The 17,287-nt window shown below is 49.6% G+C and carries 9 protein-coding genes; 3 read left to right on the forward strand and 6 right to left on the reverse strand.

What is annotated here, in order from left to right:
* Positions 1-126: 126 nt before the first annotated feature.
* Both FYJ73_RS12830 and mutY read left to right on the forward strand, forming a co-directional pair.
* On the forward strand, positions 127-558 hold the full coding sequence (locus FYJ73_RS12830; protein WP_154535125.1) for a Fur family transcriptional regulator: 432 nt from the start codon (positions 127-129) through the stop codon (positions 556-558).
* Positions 555-1,595 (forward strand): A/G-specific adenine glycosylase, encoded by a 1,041-nt coding sequence (gene mutY, locus FYJ73_RS12835; RefSeq protein WP_154535126.1) that lies wholly within the window; start codon positions 555-557, stop codon positions 1,593-1,595. The genes FYJ73_RS12830 and mutY overlap by 4 nt, the downstream gene beginning before the upstream one ends.
* Positions 1,596-1,700: 105 nt before the next feature.
* Here the strand turns inward: mutY and FYJ73_RS12840 are convergent, their stop codons facing one another.
* The 3 genes from FYJ73_RS12840 to FYJ73_RS12850 form a co-directional block, all read right to left on the reverse strand.
* Entirely contained in the window at positions 1,701-3,317 is a 1,617-nt protein-coding gene (locus tag FYJ73_RS12840; protein ID WP_154535127.1) for a RagB/SusD family nutrient uptake outer membrane protein, read from the reverse strand.
* 25 nt (positions 3,318-3,342) lie between these two features.
* Positions 3,343-6,447 (reverse strand): SusC/RagA family TonB-linked outer membrane protein, encoded by a 3,105-nt coding sequence (locus tag FYJ73_RS12845; RefSeq protein ID WP_235899369.1) that lies wholly within the window; start codon positions 6,445-6,447, stop codon positions 3,343-3,345.
* Between the two features lie 107 nt (positions 6,448-6,554).
* Positions 6,555-9,434: a beta-L-arabinofuranosidase domain-containing protein gene (locus tag FYJ73_RS12850; protein WP_154535128.1), complete on the reverse strand. Its 2,880-nt coding sequence runs from the start codon at positions 9,432-9,434 to the stop codon at positions 6,555-6,557.
* Positions 9,435-9,628: 194 nt separating this feature from the next.
* Between FYJ73_RS12850 and FYJ73_RS12855 the strand changes: the two genes are divergently transcribed.
* Positions 9,629-13,627 carry a two-component regulator propeller domain-containing protein gene (locus FYJ73_RS12855; protein ID WP_235899370.1) on the forward strand — a complete coding sequence of 1,333 codons (3,999 nt, stop codon included), beginning with the start codon at positions 9,629-9,631 and terminating at the stop codon, positions 13,625-13,627.
* A 21-nt stretch (positions 13,628-13,648) separates the two neighbouring features.
* On the opposite strand, the gene FYJ73_RS12860 is transcribed toward FYJ73_RS12855, so the two are convergent.
* From FYJ73_RS12860 to FYJ73_RS12870, 3 genes are all read right to left on the reverse strand, one after another.
* Complete coding sequence (locus FYJ73_RS12860; RefSeq protein ID WP_154535129.1) at positions 13,649-13,960, reverse strand: helix-turn-helix domain-containing protein; 312 nt, start codon at positions 13,958-13,960, stop codon at positions 13,649-13,651.
* A 1-nt stretch (position 13,961) separates the two neighbouring features.
* Positions 13,962-14,318, reverse strand: coding sequence for a type II toxin-antitoxin system RelE/ParE family toxin (locus tag FYJ73_RS12865; RefSeq protein WP_154535130.1), 357 nt, complete (start codon positions 14,316-14,318; stop codon positions 13,962-13,964).
* 212 nt (positions 14,319-14,530) lie between these two features.
* Entirely contained in the window at positions 14,531-16,993 is a 2,463-nt protein-coding gene (locus FYJ73_RS12870; protein ID WP_154535131.1) for a glycoside hydrolase family 127 protein, read from the reverse strand.
* Positions 16,994-17,287: the final 294 nt, after the last annotated feature.

The following is a 17,287-nucleotide window of genomic DNA, read 5'->3' on the forward strand; positions in this document are numbered from 1 at the left end:
AATATTTTTTATTTCAAACCGATTTCTTTACTTTTTCGCCTTTTTATGACTTTTTTAAAAGAAAAGCAAAAGAAATAAACATTGAAACATTTGGTAGGGAGGCACAAAAGAACTACTTTTGCAGTTATGGACGAAAATATATGCATTCAACTCTTGAAAGCCCACGGCATTAAGCCGACAAGCAACCGCATCCTTGTTGTGCGCGCTTTAGCCACCGAAGACGCTCCCTCGTCGATCAGTGACTTGGAGCGTAGACTGCTCTCGGTGGACAAGAGCAGCATCTTCCGATGTCTCATGGTGTTTCGTGAGCACCATTTGGTTCACTCGCTGGAAGATGGAGACGGACAAGTGAAGTATGAGCTTTGTCATCGTCACGGCGACAGCGATGATGATCTGCATGTCCATTTCTATTGCAGACTCTGTCATCGTATCTTCTGCATGGAAGACACGCCGGTGCCTTTGGTCGCCATTCCCGAAGGCTTCCGGATGGAGAGCGTCAACTATATGATCAAAGGCCTTTGCCCAGAGTGCGCCCGCAAGAGAGGACAACGCCTATGAGTCCTGCCGCTTTCTGTGCCACGCTGTTGAGATGGTACGCGGGCTATGGCCGTGATCTGCCGTGGCGCCACACTCGCGATCCCTATGCTATCTGGCTCAGCGAGGTCATCTTGCAGCAGACCCGCATCAGCCAGGGTACAGCTTATTGGCTGCGTTTCATGCATGCCTGGCCCACTGTTGAGGCGCTTGCTGCGGCTACAGAGGACGAAGTGCTGAAGATGTGGCAGGGCTTGGGATACTATTCGCGTGCGCGTAATCTCCACACAGCGGCGCAGCAGATTGTAGCTTTGGGGCAGTTTCCTTGTACCTTGGAGGAAATACGGCGGCTTAAAGGCGTAGGCGACTACACGGCTGCCGCCATTGCCTCCATGGCTTTTGACGTCACAGTGGCTGCTGTCGACGGCAATGTCTATCGTGTGCTCTCCCGTCTCTATGCCATCGCCACGCCCATCAACACCACGGAGGGCAAGCATCTCTTCGCCCACTTGGCCGATGAACTGATCCATGCCGCACCGCTGACCGCACAGTCGCCTCAAGGGGATGAAGCCTGTGGTGCCAGCCTCTTCAACCAGGCAATGATGGACTTCGGAGCCACGCAGTGCACGCCACAGTCGCCGTCGTGTCTGCTCTGTCCTTTTCAGGAAGACTGTGAAGCGCACCGGCGGGGCATAGTCAATCAACTGCCCGTGAAGCTGAAGAAGACAAAAATCACCACCCGACACCTTATTTATATATATGTTCGCTGCCACGGCTACACCGCCATTCACCGTCGTGGTTCCGGCGACATCTGGCAAGGACTGTGGGAGCCGCCGCTCTTCGAGAACAAGCCCCTGCCGCAATGGCCCGGTCATCTCAAGCAGTTGGCTACGGGTGTGAAGCATGTTCTTACCCATCGCATCCTCTTTGCCGACTTCTATCTCCTCGATACCGACCAGCGTCCGTCGTTGGCAGATGACTACGTATGGGTGCCGGAATCCCGTCTTGCTGACTTTGCCGTGCCGAGGCTGGTGGAGAAACTCGTGGAAACGATTGCTTGATATTTTCGGGTATCAGCTCTGTCTCTTTTAAATTTATGCCATGAGCCAAAACTAATTATTGTTGACTCATGGCATTATTTGTGTTATGTTAAGCGTACCGATCTCCTATCTATTTGACTCATATCCTGGATTTTGTTGCAGATTTCCGTTGGTTTCCATCGCACTGAGCGGAATAGGGAAGATCGCTGTATGTCCATCCGTGATCGCAGTATGGTTGAACCAGTTCTTGGTCGTAAAGGTTCCGAAACGTATCATTTGTGTGCGACGTTGCGCCTCACACGCAAATTCCCACCCCCATTCATCATACAGTCCTCCTAATTTGACTGGCGTTTGGTCTCCAGCTACGTCAATCTTATTATCCCAATCAAGTGTCCCATATTTTATACGGGTGTCTCCTTTGAGATCATCTACTGTTACTTTGGCCTTTTCAGCATCGTCGAAATCACGCGATCTGAGCTGGGTAACGATTTGGGCAGCCTCATTTTCGTTTGTTCCTAAACGTAAGAGGCATTCTGCTTTGTCAAGAAGGACCTCAGCATAGCGGAAAAAAGGGAAGTCATTACTCCATGTGCCATTTGTGGTCGACGGGTCCGTTCCGTATTTCCAAACGCGATAGCCATAATCAATGCGGGTATAGTTTTTACCATCACGTGAGCAAGTCAGGGATGGCAAATAGTTGGTACATGTCCATACCAAATTACCATTGCTGTCATACTGAGGACCTATCAGCCATGTTTCTTCCAGTCGCTTGTCTCCCTTTTCATACGAGTTGATAAATTGTGGATTGGCACAACTGCCACCCCAGAAGTAGTCACTTGTATTACCAAAGACTGTTTTGGCAGTTGACGGAAACCATTTGTGTTGCATCTGAAAGCCTTGATAGCGACTGTCGTATGGAACAGCGAAAATGATTTCTGGATTGCTGGGGCCATTGTTATATGCGAAAATGGATTTGTAATCAGAAGCTAACGAGTATTTGCCACTGTTGATGATCTGATCGCAACAGTCAAGACATTCTTTCCATCGTGGCGTTCCTGTGTACACTTCTGCATTCAGATATACTCTTGCCAGTGCAGTGAGAGCACCCCATTTTGTCAATCTCCCGTAAGTAGATGCGTCTACGTTTTCGGTCAATGAAGGAATGACGGATGTAAGCTCAGAGACTACGAAGTCATATACTTGTTTGCGCGTAGCTTGCTGCGGGATACTGTCATTGAAATGCGTCACGATAGGTACGTTTCCGTGTGTGTCAAGAAGCATCATATACCAAAGCGCACGTGCAGCACGAAGCTCTGCCAATGTCGAAGTCTTCAAGTCTTCGCCAATAGGAAGTTCGCCACTTTCGATTTGGTCAAGAATGCGATTGGCATTGTTGATGGCATCATAAGGAGTATCGTAGCAGTTCTCTGGTTGCCACGATTCAGAGTTCCACGTATGTTGATGCATACGCCGGTATGTTCCGCCATCATCCCATCCATTAGGACGAGTAGGAGTAATGATGACATCTCCACTCTCTTCCTGTGCGTCGAAGAGTCCCTGCCAGTCCATGATATAAGTTAATGGATGGTATACACTTGCGACGAGCGAGGCGATGTCCTGGTTGTTGGGCTTGAATGTTGATTGTGTGACTTCAGAGTAGACTTTCTCATCAAGATTGAAACAGCTGGTAAAGCCAAAAGCCGTTACTAAAGCTGATACTATGAATAATATGCGATGTTTCATAATGATGTTCTGTTAAAGTGGGTTGTTAAAAAGTGACGTTCACTCCGAATGTAAATGATCTTGTAGTAGGATATTTGTCTCTGTCGTCAGTACCTGCCGTGAGTCCTGTGATATCCACTTCAGGATCAATACCTTTGTAACCGGTGATGGTGGCAAGATTTAGGCAACTTGCATAAATGCGCAGCCTTTGAATCCATTTGAGCTTCTTGACATTGAAGGAGTAGCCCAGTGTGACATTATCAATCTTCCAAAAGTCGCCGTCTTCAACATATTCACTGACATAGCGCTGGGAATCATTGATACGTACCTTCTCGCCAGTTTTCGTCACGCTCTTCTTGTCCTCTGAAATAGATACGACATCGTGAGTATTGAAAGCACTGTTCAGTACATTGTATTGAATAGTTGGGTTGGCATAGAACATCTCCTGGAAATTCAGAATCTGAAAGCCAAACTGTCCACGCATGTTGATGCTGAGATCCCAATTCTTGTATGTGATGGTATTGTTGAAATTGACAAAGTGCTTGGGCACGCCATTACCAAGGACTTGGCGGTCTTCTGTTGTTGCATTGGCAGCCAAATCATAATATTTGTTGCCAGTCAGATTGCCGTCAGCATCTCTTTCAAGGCGTTCGACAACCCATTTGCCGTCAGAAGTAAGACCAACAGACTTAAGCCCAAAGAAGTTGCCGATAGGCTCGCCGACTTTGACACGGTGAGTCTCTGTCTGAATAGGTTCGCCGGTATAACCAGTGGTAAACCAGTCTGTAGACATTGTGTATTTGTCGTTGCTGATAGAGCGGACTTCATTGCTGTTATGAGAATATGAGAAATTGGTATTCCATTCAAAATCCTTCGTCTTCACTGGAATGGCGTTGATAAGCACTTCTACTCCTTTGTTGCGGATCTTGCCTACGTTGGCCATGATAGTACTGTATTGATAAGGAGGTACAGGGACAGAGTAGTTCCAAAGTGCATCCTTGGTATCTCGCAAATAGAAGTCGATGCTTCCTCCGAGTCGCCCACCAAAGAATTCATAATCGAAACCGAGGTTATACTCGTACTTCTTCTCCCATCGTAGATCAGGATTGGCATTACGCGTTGGAGTAAGGATGCGTATCCAGTCATTGTTGTACAAGAAATAATTGTCATAGCCAAGGGAAGCAAGACTCTGATAAGGATCATTGATGTCAATGCCAGTGATACCGAATCCAGCGCGTAGCTTCAGATTATCGATCCATGAAAATTGCTTCATAAACTTCTCGTTATTGATACGCCAACCTATGGAAACTCCAGGAAAGTTACCCCATTTATGGTCTTCACCAAACTTTGAACTTCCCTCGTGTCTAATAGAGAACATGGCCAAGTAACGGTCATCATAGTTGTAGGTGACTCGTCCAAAGACACCAATCAGGCGTGTCTGATATTTATAGGAATCCTCACCGGCCACGCCTTGTGCCAGTCCCTTTCCTGATCCTAACTTATTATATGTGTAACTGTCGGTTGGGAAGTTGCGGTTGTTTGCCGAGAAGTATTCCGTTCTGTTGTCTTCGTAGCTATATCCTGCAATTGCTTCAATGCTATGCTTATTGAATTTATGGTGCCAGTCGGCGGTCAACTCCACGCTATTATAAATGTAGTCGCTGCTGTATCGTGAGGCGTATCCGTTGAGTCCATTTTCCGTTGTGCTGGGATGCTTCTTGGTTTGGTAATAGCCGTTGATAGAGTTCTGCCCTTTTCTTGTCACTGATCCCTTAAAGGAAAGATCTTCAAAAGGTCTAAATACCATTGTTCCCGTGAATCGAATATTGCGATTCCTTGCAGAACCTACATTTTCGTTTTGGAGCGATACAGGGTTGTCGTAGAAATAGACGTTCCGCTCTACATAGTTTCCGTTCTCATCATAGACTGGTTGGGTCGGGTTCTGAATACAAGCGTCGCGGTAAACAGTTCCATGACTGACACCATAAGGATATTTGCGCTCACTTGCAATCATCATAAGCGTGGTGGTGAGCTTGTCGTCAAACATACGGTGGGTGAGCTCAAAGTTGGCACGGATGTTTTTGCCATCGGTTTTCTTTAAGGTACCTTCACGGTCGTTGTAGTTCAGTGCGGCAAGATAGCTGACAGACTTACTTCCACCCCGGAAGGTAAGGTTGTGGTTATGACTGACAGCCGTTCTGCTCACCTCATCAAGCCAGTTGGTAGAGGCACCGTAGTCTTTGTCATCGGCTCCGGAAGGTGTCCATCCTTCTTTCCAACGCTCACGCAGTTGTGAGGCATTGAGAAAATCAGCCTTCTTTGCCTGGTATGCGACAGAGAGGTATCCATTGTATTCTATGGAAGGTTTTACTTCCCGACTGCCACTTTTGGTCGTGATGATAATCACGCCGTTCGTACCACGTGTACCATAGATGGCCGTTGCTGATCCGTCTTTCAAGACATCGATGGATTCAATATCTTCTGGTGCTACAGTAGAGAAAGAGCCTGGTACTCCATCAACAAGAATCAATGGCGTGCTGTTGCCCATCAATGAAGATGTTCCGCGAAGCATGACGGTAGTAGAACCATTAGGATCGCCCGATGGCAAAGATATGTTGAGACCTGCCACTTTTCCTTGAACCAGCTGTCCTGCATCCAGAACGCTTCCAGTGTTGAAATCCTTGGCTTTCACGCTTGCAACGCTGCTCGTCACATCAGCCTTCTTCTGTGTACCATATCCGACCACAACGACTTCGTTTAGATCAGTAAGGTCTTCTTCAAGTAAAAAGTTATGATGGCCGGACGTAGCTTTGAATTCAGCCGTCTTGAATCCTACATAACTGACTGTAATGATTTTCCCAGCAGGCAGCCGAAGCGAGTAGTTGCCATCTATGTCGGTGATAGCTCCATTCTTTGTATTTCCCTTTTCTGTAACTGTTGCTCCTACGATAGGATCTCCATTTTTATCTTTAACAACACCTTTTACGGTGATGGTGTTGACTTGCTGTACGGATTGTACCGATGGAATTCCGGTACTTGATCCGTCTGCTAATGCAAAAGTAATGTTGCCCGCAGTCATAAGCAAAAACATGATTACCTTTGCGTAAGTGTTATTACGCATAAAACTTGAGGCTTGTGATTCTTTTTTCATGTCTTTATTGTTTTAGTCCAAGACATTCGTCATCTTAACGTGATGCCTTATTCGGGTTAATACTTGGCTTCCCTTTGTCTGTAATCTTGGTGTTGCGACACCTGTTACTATTCTATCGCTTGACGCAGTCTGCCGACGGCTGCGTTGATCATATCTTTTGTGCCACTGCCGTCAGAGACATAGCGTACGACCATCTTTCCATAAGCAACAGCTTTGCGGAGCGTGTCAGAGGAGGATTCGTCAATATTGCCTGCTCGTCGTAGCAATGCTGTTAGCGGTTGTAGGTCTTCGATCTCGGCTAAGTTGCCAGGACGCATGGTATTGATTGCCTTGTTGAGGGTTGCCGTAACAGACTCCAGTTCGTCCTCTTTGATATTCTTCAGATTCGTTTCTATGATCTTCTGTGCAGCAGAGATGGCGCTTCCTAAGCGTTGGAAGCCATGTGGAGCCCAAGGCGCGTAATCGGGAACTTTCTTTGTCAGACTGTTCCATCGTGTCTGTTCTTCGACGCGTTCTGTAGCAATGGCAATCAATGATTGCAGTTCGGCAATGGCTTGTGATTTGTTTTTTTGAGTATGATTCTTGCCATAGGAGCCAGCGAATTGAAGTCGGTAATAATGTGTAGAATTGTGATTGCGATAGTAATCCGGCTCAAAGATCTTGTTGCCGAGTTTTAGCGTGAAGAGATTCCCCTTGTCAGTTGTGGGCTGAAGTTGATCAAGTTTTGGATCGAGACTCAGTGTAGCTTGATGCCATGTGGTAGCCCCAGTGCCCGTCATAGCCAAAGGACCATACATGATAACGCCTGTCCATGCTGCTTTCAGAGGAGTGCCGTCATTACTTGCTACTTCCGCCGGCAGTTTGTCAGGACCATACTCTATGTGTTTCGTAAAGGGCATGATCACCTCCACTTTGTCTGCTTGGGTCCAGTGGCGATATGGTATCGTTGCATAAGAACTGGGTTGATAGTGGCGTGCGATACTTTTCCCATTGAGTAGAATACGGAAGCCTTCGGTAGCCCAGTAAGGGATGCGAAGTTTTAAGGCGAAGTCTCCTTCACCATTGACTATGTGTATAGTGGAACTTTGTGCCGGCCATGTGCAGTCTTGCTCAATAGTCAGATGCTTGTCACGCCATTGCAACGTGGTCGGCATGTAGAGTCCAATCCACAGTGTACTGTCATTATGGAAATAAGTAGCCTGCTGATATTTGGTATGGTTCTCGGAGCCAGTGCCTCCACAGCAAGTCGATTGGGGAGTCTCATTGCCGAATGGTTTGGTGGCGTTGAGGCCAACAGCATACTGGTATGTGGTCTCATATTTATTGGGATTGAGAGAGCCTACTATCTGATTATACAAGCCGCGCTCGTAATAGTCCAAGTAACTTGCGTTGTCTGGATCATATTCATTAAGGTCCTTCGTCAGTTTCAGAAGATTGTACGTACAGCAGGTTTCGTTGAGCTCTGGGTTGGCCTGAGCCTCACCTTCTTGCATACCATTGGTAGCCATTGAGAGGATTTGCGTATATGGTTGACGAAACATCTCACCGTTGCCCACACCTCCCGTAGCATACATGTAGCGGCCTTGAACGAGATTCCAGAAGTTTTGCGCGATACGATAATAGTAAGGTTGGTGGTTGCTTTTGTAAGAGCGCAAGGCTCCGATGATCATCGGAATATGCTGGTTGGCATGGCGTGTGCGAATGTCGTCAATGTTCTTGGCCAAAGGATCAAAGAACTTAGGAGCATCAAAGCAGTTGGCAGCTTCTAAGAGATGAGCTTTGTCTGTACTGTCTGTAACCATTTCGGAGAGTCTTGACAGGCTTTCTGCCATTCCGCCAACTTCACCGGCAATGTACATATCCCACATTTCATAGCGGTTTCCCGGCTTGGCACGTCGTTCTGCTTGTGTTCCGTCCTTTTTGACATAGGTGCGATAGTGCATACGATTCCACACCCACAGCCCCATGTCTTTGGCTATGAGCAAGGCTTTGTCGGCTATATTCTTATCGTCGAAGTAGGTGGCAATGTCAATGAGGCCGGCAAGTTGTTTGTGTATCGAATAGTATGGTGCCCACACCCAGTCTGAATTGTTGTAAGGCCGGTACATTTCTATTAAGGCACAATGTTGTGCTGGTATGGCATTGAGATAACCATAGCCATACTTTTCCGGGTGCTTCTTATAATTGTCGAAATCAGCCCATGTGCCTTTCATGTTCCGAAGTTCGTTTTCTGGCGCAAAGTCTCTTGCCTCCCAATAACGACCTAAAGAGTCATTCCATACAAAAGTCTTCTCTTGACATTGGCGGAGCTCGTTGACCATGCGGGTAATGTTGGCTCGGAGAATAGCCTTTTGTTGGGGATTCTTGGTGACAGCATACGCTTGAGCTATTGCAGACATGTAGTGGCCGGAGCCGTGTCCTTTCAGTTTTGTGTCGGGTGAGTCCCAGCCATCAGACCGTTTATACCCTTCAATAGGTAAACTATAGGTGTCGCGATAATTGTACAGTTGTTGCGTCACGTCCCATGAACATATTTCATTCAATGCTTCGTCACGATTATGAGTGAGTCGGTTGATGCCATTAATAGTAATGTCGGAAAGAGGGAAAGTTTGGGCTATAGTATGCTGTGGTATAGCGGAGACATGGTCTACAACCTTAATGCTTGCGGTGACAGGAAAACCGTTATCGGTTGTCTCGTCGCCAACAATATATCCCTTGAGTTGATATTGGCTTCCTGCCGGATGTCTTTGGACATCGGCTTCGTCTTGTTCTGTGGAAAGAGGAAAGTTTGACCATTTCACTTGCCGATACTCAGAATATCCGTCCCGATAAGTGACCCAAATACGGTTGGGCACACAAGGTGAAGTTCCAGCGGGGCAATTCACTACTATAGGGGCAACCTTCTTGATCGTGCGTGGCATTGACAGGACCACCAGCGGGCTGGTTGCCAAAGCAAAGACTATGATGATGCGTCTGGAAAGTTTCATAATGAGTGCTTTTACATTTTTTTAATTCTGTTCGCAAAATTAAGAGAAATAACGTTTGGCACCCGGAAAAATCGTCTAAATTTAATACAAAAATCGTCCAAAACATTCATTTAGACGATAATGTTATATTTGGACGCAATACTTATTTCCTCTTTTTTGTGTACCTTTGTGCTATCCAAGACCTAACTATATACATGATGAGAACAATCTTTGGGAGAATGATGTGGATTGTCGTGGCATTGCTTGGCTGGGCAGTGACAGGCAATGCAGCAGAAGCGTTGACCGGCATGACGACGATGCCGGGCTGTGCTGTGGCTACGTTGGGATTGCCCTATCGCAGTCTGACGATGGAGGAAGGATTGCGGTCCAACACCGTGCGCGCTCTGTTGCAGGACCGTGACGGCTTCATCTTCATGGGCACCGACAATGGACTGTGTCGCTACGACGGCCATGCAGTCACCTATTATTATAATCCCCTGCGCAGCTCCGACCCCTTTGTCTCTACTCTTCACGCATATGGTAATGGGTTGCTCGTGGGAACAAGCAGCGGACTGTGCTATTTCGATTGCCGTACCGAGCAGTTCTCTTCCTTTCTTCCCCGCATCAAGACGACGGTAAACCAAGTCGTAGACGACCGCGACGGCAACCTCTGGATCTGCACGCAACGGCAGGGCGTGTTCCGTTATAACAAGCGGACACATGACCTCCGGCAATATTCTTTTCCACAAAACGGTGGTGACATCCGTGCTCTCTGCATTGGCATCGACAATCAGGTGTGGGCCTACACCTCCAATGGACATCCCTGGCTCTATCGGCTCAACAAAGCGAGCCAACGGTTTGTGCCCGCAGGGATGGGACATGCGTCGTTTGATGGCGGTGGCATGAGCATTCTACAAGACAACGACGGCACGCTGTGGCTGGGCTCATGGTCTCATGGACTGTTTTGTATGGACATCGATGGATCGTTGAAGCAGATCATCAATCCTACACTGACGGGTGTGGGACAACACATCCACTCCTTATTATATATAGCCCCCCATACTCTGCTCATCGGCTGTGATGATGGGCTGATCCGCTACGATATCCTCACGAAAAGATGGATCCGCTATCCTGAAAGTGCAAGCAACAGCAATGTATCGAATGACGACCGCTTTGTCTATGCCGTCATCCGCGACCGTGAGGGTGGGCTGTGGTATGGCACGTTCTATGGTGGCGTGAAATATATCTCGCCCGTCAGTCATCGCTTCACCAGCTTTTCGGCTTCGGTAGGTCAGCGCGGCAACGTGGTGGGACGTTTCTGTGAAGACGGCATGGGTCACGTGTGGATAGGCAGTGACGACGGAGGCCTTTCTTGTTATTCGCTAAGCCATCATGCCATGGAGTCCTTTCCAGCCCAGCAGCGTCTGTCCACACTCAACGTCCATGCACTGTGGGCGGAGAGCAATGCCTTGTGGATTGGAACCTATAGCGACGGCATCCTGCGCATGGATATCAGCAGCGGCAGCGTCACGGCAGTAGGCGGCGCGGGTGAGCACGCCGTGAATAGTTGCTATGCACTGATGCGCGACTCTCGGCACCGGTTGTGGGCAGGGACGATGGAGGACATACGGGCCTATGACGAGAAAGCCCGTCAGTTCCGTCCCGTATGCCATACGGGAGTGCTGACACTGGACATCGACGAGGATCGCAAAGGCAATCTTTGGTTCTCCACGCAAGGAGCAGGCCTCTATCGGCTGGACGCCCGCACGGGTCGTTTCCACCACTATATGCCCTCCCAAACAGAAGGCTCGCTGCCTTCGTCGCAGGTAAACAACATCGACATCGATGAGCGGGGACAGTTGTGGATCGCCACAAGTGACGGACTCTGCTACTATGACGCACGCCACGACCGCTTTCACCGGGTGGACATTGCCGTGCCTACTCAGGAGATAAACAGTGTGGTCTGTGATGGCTATACGCTTTGGCTTGGTACCACGCTGGGACTGGTGCGCTATATCCCCGGCGAGCCCACACGTATCTTCAACCGCTACGATGGCTTGGTCAGCAATCAGTTTCAGCCCAATGCTGCCTTGAAAGCCTCAGACGGCAGTCTGTTCTTCGGCACCGTGAAAGGCTTCAGCACCTTCTCGTCCTATACGATACAGCTCAACCGCATGGCACCTCGCGTGTTCATCACAGCATTATCGGTTCTCAACCAGCCACAGCGCGTCGGATCGAAACTGCTGCCTGAGGCTTTGGACGACATCCGGCAGTTGGACTTAGGCTACAAGGACAATATGTTCACACTGACCTTTTCGGCACTGAGCTATTGCGCGCCGGAAAAGAATCGCTTTGCTTATCGTCTCGATGGTTTTGACAAAGACTGGATCGAGGCGGGCAACCGTCATACTGCCACCTATACCAATCTGCCCGCAGGGACTTATACGTTCCGTGTCAAAGCCACCAACAACGACGGCATCTGGAGCCGTGAGGAAGCGCGACTGGTTATCGTGGTGCATCCGCCATTTTGGTGGTCGCTGCCTGCCAAGCTGTTTTATCTGGCTGTGCTGCTACTCCTTATTTATTATTACACTCAACTCAGATTGCGCCGTGCCGAGCGTCGTCACCAGCGCGAGATGCAGCGGCTCAGTGAACAGAAGGCCGCCGAGGTGCGTGAGTCGCGCTTGCGCTTCTTCACGATGATCGCCCACGAGATACGCACGCCGGTCACGCTGATCATCGGACCTTTGGAGAAGCTGATGCAGAAAAAGGAGGCGAGGGCGTCCGACGACTTGAACATCATCGACCGCAATGCTCACCGGCTCTTGGAACTCGTCAATCAGCTGCTCGACTTCAACAAAGTGGAGCATGGCTTCGAACTTCACTTCGAGCGTCAGTCCATTGCGGCTATCATGCATGCCGTGGCCGAGCGTTTCCGTCCCTCCATGGAGCAACGGGGCATCACTCTCGACGTGACTTATCCGCCACAGGATTTTCTTGCCGTCGTAGACGCGGAAGGACTGACAAAGATCATCAGTAACCTGATGACCAACGCCACGAAATACACCCGTGACCGCGTTGCTCTTTGCTGCCATGTCGATGCGGCTGCCGGCTGCTACACGATCAGCGTGGAGGACAACGGCATGGGTATCAGCCAAGAGAACCGCGAGAAGATCTTCCGTCCTTTCTTCCAGGCCAAGGACAACAAGCCGGGCACAGGTATCGGCCTTTCCATCGTGCACAACCTTGTGGAGGCACACGACGGTGAGATCAAGGTGGAGTCGGAACCCGGACGAGGCACACGCATGATTGTGAAACTGCCTGTTACGCCTTTGCCGGCGATGACTGGTCTCACGGAGAAGACGGTCAAAGCTGTGAAAGTCGACGGCGAGGCGAAAGAGACAAAAGCGGGAACTGCTGCTGATGAGAAGACGGTGGTTGAGGCGAAGAATCAGAAAGAAGAGTGTGCACAGCAAGAGACGGTGCTCATCGTGGAGGACGATCCCGATATGAGCCATTATATCGCGAAGAACTTCCAACCTCATTATCAGGTGCTGACGGCGGGCGACGGACGTGAGGCGCTCGACGTCTTGTCAACACATGCCGTGACGTTGATTGTCAGTGACTGGATGATGCCGGAGATGGACGGAGCGGCACTGTGCCGCAGCGTACGAGCCGATGCCCGTTGGAGCCACATCCCCTTCATCATGCTTACGGCCAAGACCGATGATGCCAGCAAGACGGAGAGCATGGACTGTGGTGCCGACGCTTTCATTGAAAAGCCTTTCTCCATGCAGTATCTCGAAGCTTGTATCCGCAACATGATTGCCATGCGTCGTCGCCTGATGCAGCGTTTTGCCGCCACGCCCACTGAGCCAGTACCAGAGTTGGCCAAGGCACCGAAGGACAATGCGCTGTTGCGACAAATGAATGAGATCATAGAGGAGAACATGGGCAATTCTGACTTCAACGTGCAAATGCTGGCCGAGCGACTCAACATCAGTCGTTCGGGGCTTTTTGCCAAGGTGAAGGCGATCACCGACATCACACCCAACGAGATGATCCAGATCGTCCGTCTGCGCAAGGCTGCCCGTCTGCTCAAGACCAAACAGTACCATGTCTCAGAGGTTGCCTATCAGGTGGGCTTCAACAATCCGTCTTATTTCTCAAAGTGCTTCCAAAAGCAGTTTGGAATGAAGCCGGGGGAATATTAGAGAGCCTTGCAGCCTGGTGGGCTATAAGATAGATACAGACACCCTTCTGCCTAATCCGTTGAAAATACGGAAGAGAGTAGAAAGTTGAACGTCAGCATGTCCATTTTCTATTTTGGAGATATAGCTTTTCTTTGTTCCTATTCGATCTGCAAGTTGTTCTTGTGTCAGGCCTGCTCTCTTGCGCTCTTCTTTAAGACATTCGGCTAAGCAAAAGGCTTGCGCATCGTCTTCATACTGGTCTCGCGCTGGTGTACCGACCTTTCCATACTCGGCATTAAGCAAGTCATCAAAGGTCTTTGCTTCCATAATGGCTTGTTTCTTATTTGCATCCATATTATAGTTCCTCCTTATTTTCAAAATATTCTTTCTTTAACTTTTCAGCCTTCTTAATTTCCTGTAACGGGGTTTTCTGTGTTTTCTTTTGGAATCCTTGAAACAGGACTACAACGGCACCTTTGTCCATACAACACAGAATTCGATAAATGTTTTTTTCATATTCCGTTCTTATTTCGTATATCCCATCGGTACCATCCAAGAGTTTGAAGAATTTTTTCGGAACGATGCGCTGTGTCTCAACTAATGACATAGAATAGTTGATTTTCCTTCGCACGGCTTCCGGTTGTTCTATATAGAATTCTTTGAAGTAATTCTTATAGAATAGAATCGTCCTTATCTTCTCCTGTTCTTTCATACAGCAAAGTTAATCAATTAATGATCATTTTGTGCTTGTCATACTGTATTTTGTGAGTTAAATAATTAAAAATGGATTCTATGAGTGTGCATAGAATATGTGTTCATCATGTGTCGGTGCATAGTTATAGCCCCTCCCTCTCTTTTTTAGGAAGAGTTGGAGAGGGGCTTAAACTTTACTTTTATTATTTCTTACTTTCTACTTCTTACTTCTTACTTCACGCTCCACTCAAACAGTCCGCAGGAGTATTTCTCGGGCTGCTTGACGTTGAGGCGAAGCACCTTCGTCTTTACGGGCGTGAAGTGTACGGTGCAGGGCTGTCCCTTCTTGACGGGATAGCTGTCGGCATCTGCCACCGGCTGCCACTGGCCTTGCGCGTTTTGGTATTCAATGTTCCAAGAGTCCGGGACCTTGCATCCGCCCCAGGGCTGGTCGTCGTACCAGTAGATGGTTGCGGACTGCACTTGCTGTGGCTCAGTAAAGGTGTAGGTGATCCACTCCGTAGTTCCCTGTTTCGGCCACCAATGGAAATAAGGCACTGAACGGTCGTTCTCGTCGGCAGGCACCAGTCCGTCGGCAATACTCTTCATCGATGCTGAGGGTGTCGACGAGGCGATAGTGGCTTGCGAAGCCAGCGTGGCCGGTGTGGCGGGACGGGTGGCGCGCACATCCTGCGGCATCCATACCTTCATGTTGCCACTGCCGCGATGGCACCAGGCGAAATACGGGATCAGCGTCAGCCGCTCGTCTGTTGTGGTCAGCCGTCCCTGCTTGTCGTAGGCCAGCAGCTGGGCGTCGGTGGAGAGTGTGGTGATGTTTTGTGTCTTGAAGAGTGTGAGTTGCTTTTGGCGGTCGGCGGGGATGAAGGCAGCCATCGGCTTCTCTCCGGCGGCGAACGTCGGACTTTGGTTGACGAGCATGCCCATGATGTCGAAGTTGTTGTCAGGCCACTCTGCACAGTAGACCAGCGGTCCACGCTCCACGGCGATCAGTCCGCGGTCAGCCACCACCTTATTATTTGCGCGTACGGTGCGCACGTCCATATCGAAGTTGATGCGCACGAGGTCACCCTTCTTCCATGTGCGGTTGATGGTATAGTATCCGTCGGACTCCAGAGCGGCTTCCGCCTTCTTGCCGTTGACAAGCACGGAGTAAGAGGGTCGCTTGCCGTCGGAATACTCATATAGGTCTGATGGCACGGGTCGGCTCTTTGCCCATCCCGGGATGCGTATCTTCATATTGAAGCGTCCGGCCCGGTTGTCTTCAATCTTCAGCGCGATGTCGCCATTCCAAGGGTATTGTGTCTCTTGGCTCAGCTTTACCTCTTTGCCACCTACCTTCATCGTGGCGCTGTTGGACAGGAAGAGGTTGACATAGAGGTTGCGGTCCTTCACGGCATAGACATATCCGGGCAGTGAGGGGATGAAGCGGCAGATGTTGCTTGGGCAGCAGGCACAGCCAAACCACGGCTGGCGCTGATGCTGTCCCATGGACTCCAGTGGATTGGGATAGAAAAACTTTCCGCCGTCGAGGCTCACACCGCTGATAAGACCATTGTAGAGCGTGCGCTCCAGCACGTCGTAGTATTTCGACTCGCCGTGGAGCAGGAAGAGACGGTAGTTGACATACACGTTGCCGATGGCGGCGCAGGTCTCGGCATAGGCACTCATATTGGGCAGCTCATAGTTGGCGCCGAAGGCTTCACCGTTGCTCGTGGCACCGATGCCGCCGGTGATATAGAGCTTCTTGCTGACGATGTTGTCCCAGATGCGGTCGATGGCATGGATGTAAGCCGTGTCGCCGGTGAGCGCGGCAACGTCAGCCATACCGGCATACATATAGGCGGCGCGCACGGCGTGACCGACAGCTTCGTCCTGGTCAACCACCGGCTTGTGGCTTTGCGAGTATTCCGACTGCCCCTGTGTCTTACCACGATAGTCGAGGAAGAACTTCGCCTCGTCGAGATACTTGCGCTGTCCGGTGACGAGATAGAGTTTGCAGAGTGCCATCTCTGCAATCTGATGTCCCGGCACCACACAGGCCTGCCCCGGTTTGGGTCCGACCTCACGGCAGACGCAGTCGGCATAGCGGATGGCGATGTCGAGGAAATGACGGCTGCCTGTGGCCTGGTAGTGTGCGATGGCAGCTTCTACCATGTGTCCGAGGTTATAAAGCTCATGGCTGAGATCCTCTTCTTGCGACCACCGCTTGTCGCCAGCCCACTCGTGGGGGTGTTGCGGGTTTTGTGTTCTGGCAGTGTAGAGATAGCCGTCGGGCTCCTGTGCACTGCCGATGATGGTGATCACGCTGTCGATATAGTGTTTCAGCTTAGCGTCGGGATAAGTCTGGAGAATATAGCTTGCTCCCTCAATGGTCTTATAGGGATCGGTGTCGTCGAAGCTGTATCCCGTGACGGGAAAGACCTTTGACGGGTCTTTGAGGTGTGCGGCTGCATGCTCAAAGTTCTTGTAGCGTCCCGTCTCCTCGCATTTGCTGAAGGCGAGCGGTATGGTGACCTTGCGGCTGGCTTCGAGTCGTTGTCCCCAAAAACTATTGGGAGCCACCTTCACGGAGGTGAATGTCACGGGAGTGATCGGATAGCCGCCGAGTCGCTTCTGTGCTTGTGTGGGCAACAGCATGACTATGGTGGCGGCGAAAGTCAAAAGTCGTTTCATAAATATAAATGTGTATTAGGATTTTCTTTCCGCAAAGTTACGCTATTATTTCCAAACCCCACGCAACGATCGTCCAAGAATCATGCAAGGATCGTACAAAAGAGGTAAGATGCCCCTGGAAGGGATACACTATGAATAACAGTCGTAACTTATATATTCTCTATATTTCTGAATTTTCAATTAGTTTGTAGCGATAACCTACTACGACTCGTTTTTCTTTGGCCTTCCTCTTTTTCTCCCTACCTTTTTCGACTTGTATCCCGGTTCACACCCGACTGGGATGTCAATCCCAAA

Source organism: Hallella mizrahii (genome assembly GCF_009695775.1).
Classification (GTDB): Bacteria; Bacteroidota; Bacteroidia; order Bacteroidales; family Bacteroidaceae; genus Prevotella; species Prevotella mizrahii.

Bases quoted from the DNA above. Each gene is read 5' to 3' on its own strand.
- FYJ73_RS12830 (WP_154535125.1), top strand. From the start codon at position 127: ATGGACGAAAATATATGCATTCAACTCTTGAAAGCCCACGGCATTAAG.
- mutY (WP_154535126.1), top strand. From the start codon at position 555: ATGAGTCCTGCCGCTTTCTGTGCCACGCTGTTGAGATGGTACGCGGGC.
- FYJ73_RS12840 (WP_154535127.1), bottom strand. From the start codon at position 3,317: ATGAAACATCGCATATTATTCATAGTATCAGCTTTAGTAACGGCTTTT.
- FYJ73_RS12845 (WP_235899369.1), bottom strand. From the start codon at position 6,447: ATGAAAAAAGAATCACAAGCCTCAAGTTTTATGCGTAATAACACTTAC.
- FYJ73_RS12850 (WP_154535128.1), bottom strand. From the start codon at position 9,434: ATGAAACTTTCCAGACGCATCATCATAGTCTTTGCTTTGGCAACCAGC.
- FYJ73_RS12855 (WP_235899370.1), top strand. From the start codon at position 9,629: ATGATGAGAACAATCTTTGGGAGAATGATGTGGATTGTCGTGGCATTG.
- FYJ73_RS12860 (WP_154535129.1), bottom strand. From the start codon at position 13,960: ATGGATGCAAATAAGAAACAAGCCATTATGGAAGCAAAGACCTTTGAT.
- FYJ73_RS12865 (WP_154535130.1), bottom strand. From the start codon at position 14,318: ATGAAAGAACAGGAGAAGATAAGGACGATTCTATTCTATAAGAATTAC.
- FYJ73_RS12870 (WP_154535131.1), bottom strand. From the start codon at position 16,993: ATGAAACGACTTTTGACTTTCGCCGCCACCATAGTCATGCTGTTGCCC.